Origin of the sequence: Corynebacterium sp. CCM 9204, assembly GCF_041357695.1 — a bacterium.
Classification (GTDB): Bacteria; Actinomycetota; Actinomycetes; order Mycobacteriales; family Mycobacteriaceae; genus Corynebacterium.
Map to the genome: position 1 here is coordinate 347,229 of NZ_JAUERX010000003.1, position 17,758 is coordinate 364,986.

At 63.5% G+C, this 17,758-nt stretch carries 15 protein-coding genes; 6 read left to right on the forward strand and 9 right to left on the reverse strand.

Annotation, left to right across the window (positions count from 1 at the left end; genetic code table 11):
- The first annotated feature begins 160 nt into the window (after positions 1 to 160).
- The 5 genes from prpD to QWU43_RS08035 all read left to right on the forward strand — a co-directional run bounded on the left by prpD (position 161) and on the right by QWU43_RS08035 (position 7,543).
- Complete coding sequence (gene prpD, locus QWU43_RS08015) at positions 161 to 1,666, forward strand: 2-methylcitrate dehydratase PrpD (RefSeq protein ID WP_370917551.1); 1,506 nt, start codon at positions 161 to 163, stop codon at positions 1,664 to 1,666.
- A complete protein-coding gene (gene prpB / locus QWU43_RS08020) occupies positions 1,667 to 2,581 on the forward strand; it encodes a methylisocitrate lyase (RefSeq protein WP_370914436.1) in 915 nt (304 codons plus the stop codon). It abuts the gene before it with no gap.
- Positions 2,582 to 2,742: 161 nt separating this feature from the next.
- Positions 2,743 to 3,894, forward strand: coding sequence for a bifunctional 2-methylcitrate synthase/citrate synthase (locus QWU43_RS08025; protein ID WP_370914435.1), 1,152 nt, complete (start codon positions 2,743 to 2,745; stop codon positions 3,892 to 3,894).
- 54 nt (positions 3,895 to 3,948) lie between these two features.
- Positions 3,949 to 4,122, forward strand: coding sequence for a hypothetical protein (locus QWU43_RS08030; RefSeq protein WP_370917552.1), 174 nt, complete (start codon positions 3,949 to 3,951; stop codon positions 4,120 to 4,122).
- A 22-nt stretch (positions 4,123 to 4,144) separates the two neighbouring features.
- Positions 4,145 to 7,543, forward strand: coding sequence for a pyruvate carboxylase (locus QWU43_RS08035; RefSeq protein ID WP_370917553.1), 3,399 nt, complete (start codon positions 4,145 to 4,147; stop codon positions 7,541 to 7,543).
- A 483-nt stretch (positions 7,544 to 8,026) separates the two neighbouring features.
- Here QWU43_RS08035 and glpK read toward each other — a convergent pair whose 3' ends face one another.
- The 5 genes from glpK to QWU43_RS08060 form a co-directional block, all read right to left on the reverse strand.
- Positions 8,027 to 9,562, reverse strand: coding sequence for a glycerol kinase GlpK (gene glpK / locus QWU43_RS08040; protein ID WP_370917635.1), 1,536 nt, complete (start codon positions 9,560 to 9,562; stop codon positions 8,027 to 8,029).
- Positions 9,563 to 9,597: 35 nt separating this feature from the next.
- Positions 9,598 to 9,987 (reverse strand): hypothetical protein, encoded by a 390-nt coding sequence (locus QWU43_RS08045; RefSeq protein ID WP_370917554.1) that lies wholly within the window; start codon positions 9,985 to 9,987, stop codon positions 9,598 to 9,600.
- Positions 9,988 to 10,044: 57 nt separating this feature from the next.
- The gene (locus tag QWU43_RS08050; protein WP_370917555.1) at positions 10,045 to 10,533 is read right to left on the reverse strand and encodes a DUF1707 domain-containing protein; all 489 of its coding nucleotides are present in this window, start codon (positions 10,531 to 10,533) and stop codon (positions 10,045 to 10,047) included.
- Between the two features lie 82 nt (positions 10,534 to 10,615).
- Entirely contained in the window at positions 10,616 to 12,388 is a 1,773-nt protein-coding gene (locus QWU43_RS08055) for a biotin carboxylase N-terminal domain-containing protein (protein ID WP_370914429.1), read from the reverse strand.
- Positions 12,389 to 12,640: 252 nt separating this feature from the next.
- Positions 12,641 to 13,582 (reverse strand): sulfurtransferase, encoded by a 942-nt coding sequence (locus QWU43_RS08060; protein WP_370914428.1) that lies wholly within the window; start codon positions 13,580 to 13,582, stop codon positions 12,641 to 12,643.
- A 320-nt stretch (positions 13,583 to 13,902) separates the two neighbouring features.
- On the opposite strand from QWU43_RS08060, the gene QWU43_RS08065 reads away from it, so the two are divergent.
- A complete protein-coding gene (locus tag QWU43_RS08065) occupies positions 13,903 to 14,970 on the forward strand; it encodes a Cj0069 family protein (protein WP_370914427.1) in 1,068 nt (355 codons plus the stop codon).
- 84 nt (positions 14,971 to 15,054) lie between these two features.
- On the opposite strand, the gene QWU43_RS08070 is transcribed toward QWU43_RS08065, so the two are convergent.
- From QWU43_RS08070 to QWU43_RS08085, 4 genes are all read right to left on the reverse strand, one after another.
- Positions 15,055 to 15,504, reverse strand: coding sequence for a DUF3151 domain-containing protein (locus QWU43_RS08070; protein WP_370914426.1), 450 nt, complete (start codon positions 15,502 to 15,504; stop codon positions 15,055 to 15,057).
- A 60-nt stretch (positions 15,505 to 15,564) separates the two neighbouring features.
- Complete coding sequence (locus QWU43_RS08075) at positions 15,565 to 16,179, reverse strand: hypothetical protein (RefSeq protein ID WP_370914425.1); 615 nt, start codon at positions 16,177 to 16,179, stop codon at positions 15,565 to 15,567.
- Positions 16,180 to 16,252: 73 nt separating this feature from the next.
- The gene (locus QWU43_RS08080) at positions 16,253 to 16,945 is read right to left on the reverse strand and encodes a peptidylprolyl isomerase (RefSeq protein WP_370917556.1); all 693 of its coding nucleotides are present in this window, start codon (positions 16,943 to 16,945) and stop codon (positions 16,253 to 16,255) included.
- Positions 16,946 to 16,998: 53 nt separating this feature from the next.
- On the reverse strand, positions 16,999 to 17,616 hold the full coding sequence (locus tag QWU43_RS08085) for a nucleoside triphosphate pyrophosphatase (protein ID WP_370917557.1): 618 nt from the start codon (positions 17,614 to 17,616) through the stop codon (positions 16,999 to 17,001).
- Positions 17,617 to 17,758 lie beyond the last annotated feature (142 nt).

Here is a 17,758-nt window from a genome sequence, read left to right on the forward strand (position 1 = left end):
ATACCGCATATTTACGCACTTTTCGCAGATGGGAGGTTTCGATAATCACTGTATAGTCGGCCATCAAGATATCCGTTTCATACCTCCGAACGGGGGTGTGACGGAGACTGATTGCCCGTGACGCGACGACGCGCCAGCCCCGACCCCGATAGGACAGCCCATGGAGAACATCGAAGTCCGCACTCGCCGTTCCGCGGAGGAGTTCCCCCGCAGTGAACACCTCGCCCAGCGGATCGCCGACGTGGCGACCGATCCGGTGGAGGTTCCGGACGACACCCGGGAAATGATCATCAACCGGATCATCGACAATGCCGCAGTGTCCGCGGCTTCCGTCCTCCGCCGACCGGTGAGTGTCGCACGTCGGCAGGCCACGGCCCACCCGACGAACAAGGGTGGGGCGAAGGTCTTCGGTGTCTCCGGCACCTACTCGGCGGAATGGGCGGCTCTGGCCAACGGCACCGCCGTACGTGAACTCGACTTTCACGACACCTTCCTCGCCGCCGAATACTCGCACCCCGGTGACAACATTCCGCCGATCGTCGCGGTCGCCCAGCACCGTGGCGCAACAGGACACGACCTGATCCGAGGCGTCGCCACCGGATACGAGATTCAGGTCGACCTCGTGCGCGGCATGTGCCTCCACGAGCACAAGATCGACCACGTTGCCCATCTCGGCCCCTCCGTTGCGGCCGGTCTCGGAACGCTCCTCCACCTGGATGGCGAGACGATCTACCAGGCCATCGGGCAAGCACTCCACACCACGACCGCGACTCGTCAATCCCGTAAGGGACTGATCTCCTCCTGGAAGGCCTTCGCCCCGGCGTTCGCCGGAAAGATGGCCATCGAATCCGTCGACCGCGCCATGCGTGGCGAGGGTGCCCCGGCCCCGATCTGGGAAGGTGAAGACGGGGTCATTGCCTGGATGCTCGGCGGCCCCGAGGTGAGCTACACCATTCCACTGCCCGCCGTCGGTGAGGAAAAGCGCGCCATTCTCGACACCTTCACCAAGGAGCACTCCGCCGAGTACCAGTCCCAGGCCCCCATCGACCTCGCCCGGCGGATGCGGGAGCGGATCGGAGACCTCGCTCAGGTCGAGAAGATTGAACTCCACACCTCCCACCACACCCACTACGTCATCGGCACCGGCTCAAACGATCCGCAGAAGTTCGATCCGGATGCCTCCCGCGAAACCCTCGATCACTCAATCATGTACATCTTCGCGGTAGCTCTCGAGGACGGTGACTGGCACCACGAGCGCTCCTACGCCCCCGAGCGTGCGCACCGCCCAGAAACCATCGAACTGTGGCGGAAGATCTCCACCGTGGAGGACCCCGAGTGGACCCGCCGTTACCACGCCGAAGATCCGAATGAGAAGGCGTTCGGTTGCCGCGCAGAGGTGACGCTCAAGGACGGGACCGTCATCACCGACGAGCTCGCCATTGCCGACGCCCACCCGCTGGGTGCCCGTCCCTTCGCCCGTGAGCAGTACATCACCAAGTTCCGGACCCTTTCCGAGGGCGTTGTCTCCGACGCGGAACAGGACCGCTTCCTTGACGCCGTCCAGCGGCTCGACGACCTCGGCGCCGGTGAACTCGACCAGCTCAACATCGAGCTCTCCGATGACGTGCTCGCCCGTGCACCCGAGACCCCGGAGGGGCTGTTCTAGATGACCAACTTGTTCTCCGCCGCCACCACCCCCGCCGAACGTCGCCAGGCATTCCGCGCGGGACTCGCCGGTGACCGAATCCAGCGACTGCCCGGGGCCTTCTCCCCGCTGGTGGCTCGCGCGATCACCGATGCCGGTTTCGAGGGTGTCTATGTCTCCGGTGCCGTCGTCGCGGCTGATCTTGCGCTCCCCGACATCGGACTGACCACCCTCACCGAGGTCGCAGGTCGCGCACGGCAGATTGCCCGTGCCACGGAACTACCAGTCCTCGTCGACGCCGACACAGGATTCGGTGAGCCCATGTCAGCAGCCCGCACGATCAGTGAATTCGAGGATGCCGGACTGGCTGGCTGCCACCTGGAGGACCAGGTCAACCCGAAACGGTGTGGACACCTCGACGGCAAGGAGGTCGTCCCCACGGAGGTGATGGTGCGCAGACTCGGTGCTGCGGTCTCTGCGCGCCGGGACGACAGTTTCGTGATCTGCGCCCGGACTGACGCCGCCGCGACTGAAGGTATCGACGCAGCCATCGAACGAGCCAAGGCCTACGCTGACGCCGGTGCGGACATGATCTTCACCGAGGCACTCCGGACACCAGCCGACTTCGAGAAGTTCCGGGCCGCCGTCGACGTTCCCCTGCTGGCCAACATGACCGAGTTCGGCAAGACCGAACTGATCGGCGCCGAACTACTCGAGGACATTGGCTACAACGCGGTGATCTACCCGGTCACCACCCTGCGGATCGCGATGGGGCAGGTCGAGGACGCCCTCGCCGACATCGCCGCGACGGGTACCCAGACCGGGTGGCTCGACCGGATGCAGCACCGCTCCCGGCTCTACGAACTCCTGCGTTACGCCGAGTACAACGTCTTCGACCAAAAGCTGTTCACCTACCGCCGACCTCCAGGCGAATAGGTGGACGGGCCGGTCCCGTTCCTGACATTTCGGGACCGGCCCCACAGACTTCTCCGGATGCCGCCACGAGCGACCCGGACGCGGCACCGCGACCCACGCGGGTGTCGCCACGCACCACAACAACGCCCATTACCCCAGCTCATCTCCAAGGAGTATTCGCCATGTCCGAAAACACACAGCCGACCATCCACAAGGGCCTCGGTGGCGTCGTCGTCGACTCCACCGCCGTGTCCAAGGTTGTCCCCGAAACCAACTCACTCACCTACTGCGGCTATCCCGTGCAGGATCTCGCCGCGAACTGCAGCTTCGAGGAAGTCGCCTACCTCCTCTGGAATGGTGAGCTCCCCACCCCCGAACAGTTGAAGGAATTCTCGGACCGTGAGCGCTCACTCCGTGAACTCGAGCCGGGCCTGGTGGACCTGGTCCGCGGTCTTCCGACCACCTGTCACCCCATGGACGTGCTCCGCACCGCGGTGAGCTGGATCGGCACCCAGGACCCTGATGCCTACAGCCGCGACTCCGAGCACATCCGGGACAGTGGCATGCATCTGCTGGCCAAGCTGCCGACCATCGTTGCACTGGACATGCGTCGTCGTCAGGGGCTGGACTTCATCGCCCCCGATCCGGAGCTGGGCTTCACGGAGAACTTCCTGTCCATGTCCTTCGGACGTGAGGAAGGCTCCCCGGCCCTGAACCCGGAGGACATCCACGCCTTCGATGTGTCGATGATTCTCTACGCCGAGCACTCCTTCAACGCCTCCACGTTCACCTCCCGTGTGGTCACCTCGACGATGTCGGACAGCTACTCCGCCATCACGGCCGCGATCGGAGCCCTCAAGGGCCCGCTGCACGGCGGCGCGAACGAGGCCGTCATGGAGACCATGCTCGAAATCGGCGATCCCGAAAAAGCCGAGCAGTGGGTCACCGATGCACTCGCCGCGAAGCAGCTCATCATGGGCTTCGGTCACCGTGTCTACAAGAAGGGCGACTCACGGGTTCCCACGATGGAGGCCGCTTTCAAGGCACTCGCCGAGAACCACGACGGTGCCAAGTGGGTCGAAATGTACGACCGGATGGCTGCCACCGTCGATGAGGCCAAGGGAATGAAGCCGAATCTCGACTTCCCCTCCGGCCCCGCGTACTACCTGCTCGGCTTCGAGGTCGAGTTCTTCACTCCGCTGTTCGTGATGTCCCGGATCACGGGTTGGATCGCGCACATCATCGAGCAGAGCGAGAGCAATCGTCTGATTCGTCCACTGTCCGCGTACCACGGTCACGCACAGCGGGAGGTTCCGGCCGAGCGCGGTGCCTGATTCCAGGTTTCTTTGTTCGTCACCCCCGGGTGACCCCGCCCAGGGGTGACGAACATGACCAAAACAACTGCGGATGATGCCCGTCGCTTGCTAGATTCAAAAGTGTCCTGCGCCACTGTCGCTCCGACGGTGGCGCCGCGGTGTTTCACCGAGGCCGCCGTCGTCGGTTCCGGTGTCCACCTGCACCCGTCACGGACGGTTCGGCCCACCCCTGATTCACTGTTTTAGCCCCAAGGAAGAAGCAGACGAGATGCTGAAGAAGATTCTGGTAGCCAACCGCGGTGAGATCGCCGTCCGCGCGTTCCGCGCAGCGTACGAGGTCGGAGCCGCCACCGTTGCGGTCTACCCCCAGGAAGACCGCAACTCCTTCCACCGGAGTCACGCCTCTGAGGCGTATCTCATCGGTAAGGGAGACTCCCCGGTAAAAGCATACCTCAACATCGACGAGATGATCCGCGTCGCCAAACTCTCCGGGGCTGACGCCATCTATCCGGGATACGGATTCCTCTCCGAGAACGCGCAACTCGCCCGCGAATGCGCGGAGAACGGAATCACTTTCATCGGCCCGTCACCCGAGGTTCTCGATCTCACCGGCGACAAGTCACAGGCTGTTGCTGCTGCGCGGAGGGCTGGGCTACCGACCCTCAACGAGTCGCCACCGACGGATGACATCGACGAGATCGTCCGCCAGGCGGAGGGTCAGGACTACCCGCTGTTCGTCAAGGCTGTCGCTGGTGGCGGTGGTCGTGGCATGCGTTTCATCGAGTCCCCGGACAAACTTGCCGCTCTCGCCGCCGAGGCATCGCGTGAGGCGATGAGCGCATTCGGTGATTCCCGGGTGTACATCGAGCGCGCGGTGATCAAGCCGCAGCACATCGAGGTGCAGATCCTCGGTGATCACACCGGTGAGGTTGTCCATCTCTTCGAACGTGACTGCTCGGTGCAGCGCCGCCACCAGAAGGTGGTGGAAATCGCGCCTGCGCAGCACATCACCCAGGAGCAGCGTGAGGCGATCTGTGCCGACGCCGTGAAATTCTGCCGCTCCATCAACTACACCGGGGCCGGCACCGTGGAGTTCCTCGTCGATGAGCAAGGTCGACACGTATTCATCGAGATGAACCCCCGCATCCAGGTCGAGCACACCGTCACCGAGGAGGTCACCCTTGTTGACCTCGTGCGTGCCCAGTTGCAGCTTGCTGCGGGGGCGACGTTGAAGGAACTCGGCCTGACGCAGGACCGGATCGAGCTGAAGGGAGCGGCGCTGCAGTGCCGCATCACCACGGAGGATCCGGGTAACGGGTTCCGCCCCGACACCGGCATCGTCACCGCATACCGTTCGCCGGGGGGTGCTGGTGTTCGTCTCGACGGCGCGGCACAGCTCGGCGGCGAAATCACTGCACACTTCGACTCGATGCTCGTCAAGATGACCTGTCGCGGCGGTGATTTCACCGCCGCTGTCTCCCGCGCCCAGCGTGCCCTGGCTGAGTTCACCGTCGCCGGTGTCGCCACGAACATCGGTTTCCTCCGGGCACTGCTCCGGGAACCTGACTTCCAGGACAAGCGTATCGATACCTCCTTCATCAATGAGCACCCCTGGCTGCTCGCGGCACCGCCGGCGAACAATGAGGCGGGCCGGGTACTGACGTTCTTGGCCGACAACACGGTGAACAGGCCCCACGGATCCCGCCCCGATGCGCCGCTTCCCGCGGATAAGCTGCCCCCACTGGATCCTGATGTTCCGCTGCCGAAGGGATCCCGTGACCTGCTCCTCGAACTTGGGCCGAAGGCCTTCGCGGAGCAGCTTCGGGCACAGTCCGCCGTTGCGGTCACGGAGACGACGTTCCGTGACGCGCACCAGTCGTTGCTGGCCACCCGGGTACGTTCACGTGCACTCGTTGCCGCAGCCCGGCATGTCGCCCACTCCACCCCGGGGCTCCTCTCCGTTGAGGCATGGGGCGGCGCGACCTATGACGTCGCCATGCGTTTCCTCTACGAGGACCCGTGGGAGCGGCTCGATCAGTTGCGCAGTGCCATGCCGAACGTGAACATCCAGATGCTGCTGCGTGGCCGGAACACGGTCGGCTATACGCCTTACCCGGATAGCGTCTGCAACGCCTTCGTCGAGGAAGCCGCACGCAGTGGCGTCGACATCTTCCGCATCTTCGATGCGCTCAACGACGTCTCCCAGATGCGTCCGGCCATCGACGCAGTACTGTCTACGGGAACCACCGTTGCCGAGGTCGCAATGGCCTACTCGGGTGACATGAGCAATCCCAAGGAGAAGCTCTACACGCTGGACTACTACCTGAAGCTCGCGGAACAGATCGTCGAATCCGGTGCGCACATCCTCGCCATCAAGGACATGGCGGGACTCCTGCGCCCGATCGCCGCCGCGAACCTCGTTTCGGCGCTGCGCAGCGAATTCGATCTCCCGGTGCACGTCCACACCCATGACACCGCTGGTGGTCAGTTGGCCACCTACATCGCCGCAGTGACCGCAGGTGCCGACGCGATTGACGGTGCCTCGGCACCGCTGTCGGGTACCACGTCGCAGCCGTCGCTGTCTGCCATCGTCGCCGCGTTTGAACACACGGAACACGACACCGGCCTGGACATGCGCGCCGTCTGTGACCTCGAGCCCTACTGGGAAGCCGTCCGTCGTGTCTACGCGCCGTTCGAATCCGGAACCCCGGGGCCGACCGGCCGCGTCTACCACCACGAGATCCCTGGTGGACAGTTGTCGAATCTCCGTGCCCAGGCCACGGCGCTGGGTCTGGCTGACCGCTTCGAGCTCATTGAGGACAACTACGCCGCAGTCAATGAGATGCTCGGCCGCCCGACGAAGGTAACCCCGAGCTCCAAGGTTGTTGGAGATCTTGCCCTGCATCTCGTGGGGGCCGGTGTTGACCCGGCTGATTTCGTCGCGGATCCGCAGAAGTACGACATTCCCGATTCGGTGATCGCGTTCCTGCGCGGTGAACTCGGCACTCCGCCCGGTGGGTGGCCCGAGCCGCTGCGTTCCCGTGCTCTCGAAGGGCGTGCGGAAAAGCCCTCCACCCTCACTCCGGTTTCCGATGATGATGCCGCACTACTCGCGGACGATGACCGGATGGTTCGTCGGGCAACCCTCGACCGGCTGCTGTTCCCCGCCCCGGCACGGGAGCTCGCCGAGCATCGCCGCCTGCACGGTGACACGACCGTGCTCTGCGACAACCAGTTCTTCTACGGCCTGGAGCACGGTGAGGAGATCACGGTACGGCTACGTACCGGCAAGGACATCACCGTACGCCTCGATGCGGTCTCAGAAGCTGACGCCAAGGGCATGTGCACCGTCGTCTGCACGGTCAACGGACAGATCCGGCCCATCCGGGTCCGAAACCGTTCAGTGAAGTCCGAGACCCCCGAAGCCGAGAAGGCCGACGCTTCGAATCCGGGCCATGTCGCGGCTCCGTTCGCCGGTGTCGTCACCGTCAATGCTAAGGAAGGCGACAGCGTCAACGCGGGAGACCCGGTGGCAATCATCGAGGCAATGAAGATGGAGGCCACCATCACTGCACCCGTGGCCGGCCGGATCAGTCGTGTCGTTCTCGGAACCTCGGTCAAGGTGGAGGGGGGTGACCTGCTGGTGGTCATCGACCCAGCGGAGTGACTCTGCCATGAGACACACCGGGTGCCTCTCACCCTGGCGACCAGCGTCGGGGAGGGAGGCACCCGTCTTCGTTGGAAAGGGAACGTCGGCCGACGGATCTGTGACCGCATCCGTGAATGGCTGCGGAAGCTCCATGACATCGACATGTTCTCCACTCGCCAGCCGCGCACGGATCCCCGCCACATACCGGGAATCGTTGGTTCCGGAGACATGAGGTGCGACGCGGTGCTTCCCGAGGGACCTGTTTGCCTAGATGGAAGCGGCGACCCCGGAAATCGTCTGCTCTGACGCCGCCCGGCACACCTCTCTGCGGTTCCGCAGCGAGGCCAGGGGGCTCATCACCCGGAGCGCACAATCTGGAGATCATGGGCCGGTTCCGTGGTGGACCCATGTGGATCGGATTCCGGCACGGGGCCTGCCGGACGTACCCCGTATTGGAATTGATGGACGAGGACGCTGAGGGGATCTGATGCAGAGGGCTGGTCAGTCCACCCAGTTCAGTGTTCGTTCGACCGCCTTGTGCCACCCCGCGTACAGGGTTTCACGCTCGGTGTCCGGCATCGTCGGCTGGTAGGTGTGTTCCTCCCGCCACAGTGTGCGGATCTCGTCGGTGGAGGAGTAGATCCCGGCGGCGAGCCCGGCGGCGTATGCCGCGCCCAGAGCGGTCGTCTCGTGTACCGCAGGCACCGTCACAGGAACTCCGAGTTGATCGGCCTGGAACTGCATCAACAGTTCATTGGACACCATGCCGCCATCCACCCGTAGCGCGGTCAACGGAACCCCGGAGTCGGCGTTCATCGCCTCCACGACCTCCCGCGTCTGGTAGGCCACCGCCTCGAGCGCGGCGCGGGCGATGTGCCCCTTATTGTTGAAGCGGGTCAGTCCGGCGATCACGCCGCGGGCATCATCCCGCCAGTGCGGGGCCAGCAAGCCGGAGAACGCCGGGACGATGTAGCAGCCGCCGTTGTCATCGACGGTCCGTGCCAGTTGCTCCACCTCGGGGGCCGTGCGGATGATCCCCAGGTTGTCCCGCAACCACTGCACCAGCGAACCTGTCACCGCGATCGAGCCCTCCAGAGCGAATACCGTGGGTTGGTCGTCGATCTTGTAGCAGACGGTGGAGATCAGTCCGTGCTCCGAGCGTTTGACCTCCGTACCGGTGTTGAGAAGGAGGAAATTGCCCGTACCGTAGGTGTTCTTTGCCTCGCCAGGTTCCAGGCACGCCTGACCGAAGGTAGCGGCCTGCTGGTCACCCAGAATCCCGCCGATCGGCACGCCGGAGAAGTCACCTTTCCGATTGACGGTACCCAGGTGGCCTGATGACGGGAGGATCTCGGGGAGCATGGATTCCGGGACGCCGAGCGCGGCGCACAGTTCCGGTTCCCACTCCTGGGACTCCAGATCCATCAGCATGGTGCGGGAGGCGTTGGTGACGTCGGTGATGTGGCGTTCCCCCTTGGTCAGGTTCCACACCAGCCAGGTGTCCATCGTGCCGACGAGCAGCTCGCCGGATTCCGCGCGGGACCGGGCTCCGGGAACGTTGTCCAGGATCCAGGTGATCTTCGGTCCCGAGAAGTAGGTGGATACCGGTAACCCTGTCCGGGTGAACAGGTCGGGGTCGAGTCCTGTGCAGACCTTCTTCGTGCGGGTGTCCTGCCACACGATTGCGTTGTGGACCGGTTTGCCTGTCGCCGCATCCCAGACGACGACGGTCTCCCGCTGGTTCGTGATCCCGAGGGTCGCGATGTCCCCGGGATCGACATCGGAGCGCGCCACCGCATCAGCCAGCACCCGGCGACTGTTCGCCCAGATCTCCGTCGCATCATGTTCCACCCATCCGGCTCTGGGGAAGATCTGGCGGTGCTCCAGTTGCGACGTCGCGAGCGCGTTACCGCGAGCGTCGAAGAGAATACAGCGTGTCGACGTAGTACCGTGGTCCAGCGCCGCGATGATGGCGGAACTGTCCCGTTCCCGGTGGTTCCGCTTCCTCCGGCTTCTCCCGGTGACTCGGCCGACCATCTCGCCGACCTCGCTCATCGTTCCTCTCCCGGTATTCACCGAAGATCCAGCCCGCAGTAACCGTGAGCCCAGCGTTCGATGGTTCCGGTGCCCTCGATGACACTGTCTCCCACTGACTTTGGCGGGAGCGTCGGATCATTCGGCAACATCCGATCCGGGTCACCGGCTGGCAACACCTCCAGGCTCGCTGTACCGTCTCCGTGGAGTGTCAGGGTAGCGAGCGCGAGCATGAACACGGAGGTCTGCTCGCAGATTGCCCACGTGTAAGCCCTGTCGGCTGTCCAGCCCGCGCGGGCCCTCTCGACGAAATCCGGGTCCACGGGTCCGCCGAACACCTCTCCGAGTGCCGGGCGATCGTCGATGCGGTCGTCATCGTGCAGGGGGCGGGCGTAGAACCTGCCGCCGTTGATCTCCATGGGTTCCATGTGTCCCAGTCTACGGAACGACGCATCCCGGAGAATGTGGTTGCGGGGGAGACCGTGTTATTCCCCGTGGTTCCCGTCGGGACGATGGTTACGACGTTCGAGCTGTCGCAGCGAGGGGGTGTACCACCTGTCGGGACCGACGTTGAGGATGAACAGTGCGATCGCCGCGAGCACCCAGACGATCAACGGCAGCGGATTCCCGGCCGTGGCACTGGCGGTCATGCAGAGCACGCCGATGAGGAGGAAAATTCCGATCCGGGTGCGGAGTCCGGAGACGCGAGCTGACACCGGACGTGCGGTGGCGGACCGTGATACGTCTCCGTGCATGGGGAGATCCGCGAGTATGACCTCCAGATCACTGATCGTCCGGCAGCCGGGGACCGCCGCGGAACGTTCCTCGAAATCGGAGATCGTGAGATGGCCCGTTTCGAGGTATCCCGCGAGTAGGTCCAGGGCCCGTGTGCGTTCGGCGTCACCGATACGGGTCTCCCGTGACGGGGGAATGTGACCGGGATCGGGCGGCTGTCTGGGGACGTCATGATTCATGGGTCCAGTGTATGACTGGGTGGTGGATGTGAATGGACCCCCCTCTCCCGGAAACCCCGGGGGGGCGACGGCACGTACCGTGTTACTTGATCTCCATCAGGACAGCGCCCTTGTTGACGCCGACGCCGGCTTCGCAGGCGAGGCCTGTGACGGTTCCCGATTTGTGGGCCTTGACCGGGTTCTCCATCTTCATGGCCTCGAGCACGACAACGGTGTCGCCCTCGTTGACTTCCTGGCCTTCCTCAACGTTGACCTTGATCACGGTGCCCTGCATGGGGGCGGCGACAGCGTCGCCGGAAACAGCTTTCTTCGCGCCACCCGTGCGACGCTTCTTAGGGCGTTTCTTCGCGCCGCCGCCGCCCAAGGCGAGGTCTCCGGGGAGGGCGACTTCGACGCGTCGGCCGTTGATCTCGACGACGACCTTCTTGGTGGGCAGTGCCTCGTCCTCGTCCTCCGCATCCGCGGGATCGACGAAGGGTTCGATGGTGTTCTCCCACTCCTCTTCGATCCACTTGGTATAGATGTCGAAGCCGTTCCCATCACCGACGAATGCGGGATGCTCCACCATGTGACGGTGGAAGGGCAGAGCGGTGGGCAGACCCTCGATGACGTACTCGGCCAGCGCACGGCGTGACCGTTCCAGAGCTTCGGTACGGGTCTCCCCGAAAACGATGAGCTTGGCGAGCATGGAATCGAACTGGCCACCGATGACCGAGCCCTCGACGATGCCGGAATCCATCCGGACCCCCGGGCCCGAGGGCTCGACGTACTTTGTGACCTTGCCGGGGGCCGGCATGAAGTTGTTGCCGGCGTCCTCACCGTTGATGCGGAACTCGAAGGCGTGCCCACGGGGTTCGGGATCTTCCTTCAGATGCAGCTCCGCCCCCTCAGCGATCCGGAACTGTTCCCGGACGAGATCCAGGCCGGTAGTGGCTTCGGTGACGGGATGCTCGACCTGGAGGCGGGTGTTGACCTCCAGGAAGGAGATCAGACCGTCGGCGCCGACGAGGTACTCGACCGTGCCGGCACCGTAGTAGCCGGCTTCCCGACAGATGGCCTTCGCGGACTCGTGCAGCCGATGGCGCTGATCGTCGGTAAGGAAGGGAGCGGGAGCCTCCTCGATGACCTTCTGGAAACGGCGCTGGAGGGAGCAGTCACGAGTGCCTGCGACGATGACGTTACCGTGCTGGTCGGCGAGGACCTGGCACTCGACATGGCGCGCCTTATCCAGATAACGCTCCACGAAGCACTCACCGCGGCCGAAGGCGGAGGTAGCCTCGCGGGTCGCGGAGTCGAAGAGATCCGCGACCTCATCCATCGTGTAAGCAACCTTCATGCCGCGTCCACCGCCGCCGAAAGCGGCCTTGATCGCGATGGGTAAGCCGTGTTCCTCGGCGAACGAGACACATTCCTCGGCGTTCTTCACGGGTTCCTTGGTACCCGGAGCCATCGGTGCCTCGGCTTTGAGTGCGATGTGCCGTGCGGTCACCTTGTCCCCGAGTTCCCGGATCGACTGGGGGGAGGGGCCGATCCAGATGAGTCCCGCATCGATGACGGCCTGTGCGAACTCTCCGTTCTCGGAGAGGAATCCGTAGCCCGGGTGGATGGCATCTGCACCGGATTTCCTGGCGGCATCCAGGATTTTGTCGAAGACGAGGTAGGACTCGGCGGAGTTCTGCCCGCCGAGAGCAAAGGCCTCATCTGCCATGGTCACGAACGGCGCATCGGCGTCCGGTTCGGCGTAGACGGCGACGCTGGCGATACCGGCATCCCGGGCTGCCCGGAAAACACGAATGGCGATCTCGCCGCGGTTGGCCACCAGAACCTTGGTGATCTTCTTCGTCTCGACGGTCACTGAAAACACTCCTGATAGTTTGCTGCGCCACCCACGCCGTGGTCCCGGTCAAGGGAAGGGGATGGGTGGGCCTGACATTTTTACCGTGGGGTCACTCACAACACATCGTGTGCGACCTGCGGGATTCCCTCACATTCTTGCACAATGTGGTGGCTGGTTTGGTCGGGAATACTGTATCTCGGTAGTTTTTCCCGCGATGTCGGGGGGATCGATTTTCCGGTCTGCCGTGTGAACAGCAGAGTTGAACATTGTTCATCTCCGGTTGGGGGAGGTGGGGGTGATCTTTGGTGGGTCTCCGGGTTCCGTCCCCAGGGTGATCGGCATCCGGACCATGTTTCCCCACTCGATCCACGAACCGTCATAATTCCGGATGGCCCGGAAACCCAGCAGATGCTTGAGTACGAACCAGGTGTGGGCACCGCGGTCACCGACCCGGCAGTACACGATAGTCGGCTTCTCCGGATCAAGGTCCGAATAGATTTCCTCGAGTTCAGCACGAGAACGGAAGCGGCTGTTCGGATGGACGGATCGGTTCCACTCGATGTTCACTGCTGTTGGGATGTGACCTCCCCGCATGACGAATTCCCAGGGGGAGGATTCCGGGGGTACTTCCTCTCCTGCGTATTCGGACGGAGAGCGGACATCGACGAGCGGACCGTTGCCGATCTGGGCGAGAGTGTCGTCGACGAAGGCCCGGAGTTCAGATTCGTTGAGTTCCGGCACCGGATAGTCGGTACGGGGATAGTCTGGCACCACGTAGGAGGTTTCGCGTTCCTCAGCCATCCACGCGTCACGGCCACCATTGAGGAGACGAACGTCCGGGTGGCCGTACAGTTCGAACACCCAGAGCGTGAAGCTGGCCCACCAGTTGGACTTATCCCCGTAGATCACCACCGTGTCGTCCCTGGAGATGCCCTTGGTACGCATCAGTTCGGCGAAGGCCTCCGGGCTGATGAAATCCCGTTTCACAGGGTCGTTGAGCTCCCGGCGCCAGTCGATGCGGATTGCGCCCGGGATATGGCCGATGTCGTAGAGCAGCAGATCTTCGTCGGATTCGACGACCTTCAGCCCTTTGCCACCGAGGCGGGCGCTCAACCAGTCCGCCTCCACCAAGCGTTCCGGATTGGCGTACCCCTTCTTCTCTTGTGGTCCGGTGGTGTCGGTGGGTGGAGTCTGATCGGATGCTGTGGACATGGGTTCCTCTTCTCCGGTGGCTCTCGGGTACCGCACCCGACGGTGGTTGCCGGGTACGGGTGCTGTGTGGCAGACGTGAGTTCCAAGCATATTATGTCGTACACCTCACGGCACGCCCGTGGATGTGGTGTGGGCTTAGTTACGTTGTGTGCCCATCGTGGGTGCAGCTTATTGATCTGACATAGCCTTGAGATGTCCGGACTGTACACCGGATGTGGCTCCGACTGTCCGGGGCGAGCGTCATCACAGTGGCCGGACGCGCGCGCCACACCATCTGAGGCACCCTGAATCACCCGAAGAAACACACAAGGAGAAAACACGTGCACAAGAGCATCGTCGTATTCGAGGTCGAAGGCGGCTCCGACAAGTTCATCGACGGCCATCGCAAGGACACCATGCCCATCGTCCGCGCGATCCGTGAGAAGGGATGGAACGCCGAGGTCGTGTTCTACCGACCGGAGTGGGCCGATGCCCTCTTCGAGTACGTATCGAAGAATTTCGACGCCTACATCTCCCGGGTCAACCCCGGGAACATCCCCGGAGGCGAGCGCGGCTACTTCGATCTGCTGACTCGACTGTCCGATGAAGCGGGACTCGTGGGCATGTCCCGCCCCGACGAGATGATGTCATACGGTGCCAAGGACGCGCTGGTGAAGCTCGCTGACACCGATCTCGTCCCCGAGGACACCTACGCCTACTACGACGTGGAGAACTTCCACAAGACCTTCCCCTCTTCCCTTTCCTACGGTGAGCGGGTCCTCAAGCAGAACCGTGGTTCAACCGGATCCGGTATCTGGCGTGTCCAGCTCGTCGACAAGGAACTCGCCGCTTCCGTTGAACCCGGCACAGCCCTGCCCCTTGACACGAAGCTCAAGTGCACCGAGGCGGTGGATAACCACACCGAGGTCCGCGAACTCGGCGAATTCATGGATTTCTGTGACCAGTACATCGTCGGTGACAACGGGATGCTCGTGGACATGCGCTTCATGCCTCGAATCGTCGAGGGGGAGATCCGTATTCTCCTCGTCGGACCGCATCCCGTTTTCGTCGTGCACAAGAAGCCTGCCGCCGGTGGCGACAATTTCTCCGCGACCCTGTTCTCCGGGGCGAAGTACACCTACGATAAACCGGAGGCATGGCAGGAACTCATCGACCAGTTCTCCGCCGCCCGCCCGGTCATCGCCGAGAAACTCGGTGGCGACAACATCCCGCTGATCTGGACCGCTGACTTCATGCTCGCCGATGCCGTCGACGGTGAAGGGGACGCCTACGTCCTGGGTGAGATCAACTGTTCCTGCGTCGGATTCACGTCCGAACTGGACATGGGCATCCAGGAACTTGTCGCGGACGAGGCCATCAAACGCGTCGAAGAGAAGCATCACGCCTGAGACCGAACGGCTGGATCTCCGTGATCACCGCGAAACCGTCCACCTGTGCGGCAGCACAATCGTGGGCGGTTCTCCGTCGGGACGTCAGATATCCAGGAGTGTGGTGACGCTACCGGGATCGCAGTCGGAGAGCAGGGCACGACAGCGGTCGTATTCATTGTCCTCGCCGATCAGACGGGCAGCGCGGGCAAGGGCGGCGATAGCCCTCAGCACACCTCTGTTGGGCTCATGTGAGTACGGGACCGGACCGAACCCCTTCCAGCCGTTACCGCGGAGACGATCGAGCCCCCGGTGGTATCCCGTGCGGGCGAGGGCGTAGGCAGTTATTTTCTCGGTGTCCGTCGCCGATTCCGCCTCCGCGGTGGACAGCGCGTGTTCGGCCAGCACAGCCCAGATCAAGGGAGAATCCGGGAAACGCTGCGCCTCGATGGCCAGCGCCGGAAGATCATTCCTGGCAGCGGCGACGGTCGATGCCGCAGGATCGGAGGGAAGGGTGACTGGTGGTGGAGCGAGCATGTCCTTGAACTGGTTCATACACCAACCTTACGTGTCGGACCCGGTTCGACGGGTGTAACCGCGTTATCCGCGGGAGTGTCAGTGGAACCCACTGGATCCGGGGTCGCCACCACGGGGCCGTGCGGTCGGCGGGTGTGCTGCGACTGCATCCCGGCGTCTCTGTTCCAGACAGTTCTCCAGGTAGATTCTCTGGATCACCCGATCTCTGTACTCAAAGACCCAAGCCAGGTTCAGGTTCTCCGCTGCGCTATAGACGGCATAGCGCCGACCGTTCGAAGAGCTGTAGCCGTGTACCGGGCGGCCGTAGACACTTGAAGCCTCCGCGAGGCTGGAACCGGGGCGGATCCCCTGCGGGGTATGGGGAACGCGGATCCGGGTGATCGTCCCATCCACCGCGTAATATTCGGTGTTCTCGAAATCGTACCGGGTACGGACCTCACCGGTTTCGAGGAACACGGAGACACCGGTCTCCGGGAAATCATCGTGCAGTGCCCGAATCTCGTCGAGTGGCTGGCCCACGGTGATCCCGTTGATGTGGACGTCATCGAGTCCGTCGGTGAGGATGATGGTGGGAGCGTCCGGGAGTGCTACTGGGCTGAGCTCGTTCTCCGCCGACGCCGGTCCGGTGAGAAACCGGGCGATGAGTGCCAGCACCGTACCGAGGGCACCGAGGAGGGCCAGGAACTGCTGCATGACTCCGAGCCTAACAACCGTGGCCCGCTACCGCAGCGCCTTCACCCCGGCCCACCCGTTGCAGCCATCGTGTTCAGTTTACCGTGGCGTGTTCGATCCGAACCTCTTCTGCCGGGGCACCATCAGCACTGCCACCCTCGGCACCCTTCTCCGCGATCTTTTCCAGTACCTTCATTCCCTCCGGTTCGATGGTGCCGAAGAGTGTGTAACTCGGGGGTAGAGGGGAATCGTCGTAGTTCATGAAGAACTGGGAGCCGTTCGTACCGGGCCCTGAATTGGCCATGGCTAGGGTTCCTGCGGCATAGAGAGGGGAATCCCCGGACCCGACCGGGTACTCGTCAGCGTAGATGAATCCAGGGCGGCCCGTTCCGGTGCCCGTCGGGTCGCCGCACTGCAGCACGTAGATGCCCGAGGTGGTGATGCGGTGGCAAACGGTGTCATCATAGTATCCGGCCTTCGCGAGGTAGGTGACCGCGTTCACGGTGCACGGGGCACGGTCACCGTCGAGCTTCAGCGGGATGTCCCCGGCGCTGGTTTCCAACGTCATGGAGACAGTGCCGCGCTGGGCCTCGGACGGCGGGAGGTCCACCTCGGACGCGGCCTTCCCTGCCTCGGTGTATGCGCAGGTGACCGGGCCGGTGGTGGAGTCTCCACCCTTCGCGTCGACACCAGCCGGATCCGTGCCGGTGTCCGGTGAGCCACAGGCTACGGCGAGAAGTGCGGTCGCGGCGATGATCCCCGATAGTGCTGTTCTGGTTTTGTTCATGCCCGGATTCTATCCGGCTACCGCGAACATCTGCTGGATCTGTGATTGGGGTTTCACTTCCAGTCGGGGCCCGGACGTAGATTCCACAGTTCGCTCACATCATGACCGAGTTCGTAGATCGCGCGTCGGACGACGGGGAGACTGAGTCCGATCACGTTGGAGGGATCTCCTTCGATCCGGTCAATGAACCAGCCGCCCAGTGCCTCCAGGGTGAATGCCCCGGCGCACTGCCGCGGCTCCCCGGTCGCGGCATATGCCTCGATGTCCGTGTCCGACGCATCCGCGAACGTGACAGACGTGCGTGAGACCGTACTGGTGCCGCGCCCACCGGGCCCGATGATGCAGTGCCCGGTGATCAGCTCCGCAGTCTTCCCGCGTTGTTCGCGCCAGCGTTCCACCGTTGCCGCGGCGGTACGCGGTTTACCCTGGAGTTCGCCGTCGAGAAGCAGCATCGAATCACAGCCGATGACGATGTCGGACGGATGATCCGGCGCCACCTTCCGGGCCTTCGCCTCAGCCAGCGCGGAGACAACCTCATCGGGGGTGGACCGCGGCATCCCGGTGATCAGTGCGTCTTCGTCGATGTCGGCGGGATGGATGACAGGCTCCACCCCCGCCGAATTGAGAATCGAGCGACGGGACGGGGATGCGGATGCGAGGACGATGTTCATGCCCCGACTCTATTGTTCGCTCATCCGGAGGGGCAACGGGAATCGGGTGCCGCGAGCGATCCATCCTTCAGATGGCGAAGAGGTGAGTGTCCTGAGCGGCTGGACAGTCGATTCACGAAACGCGACGCGTTCTCCGGCCAGT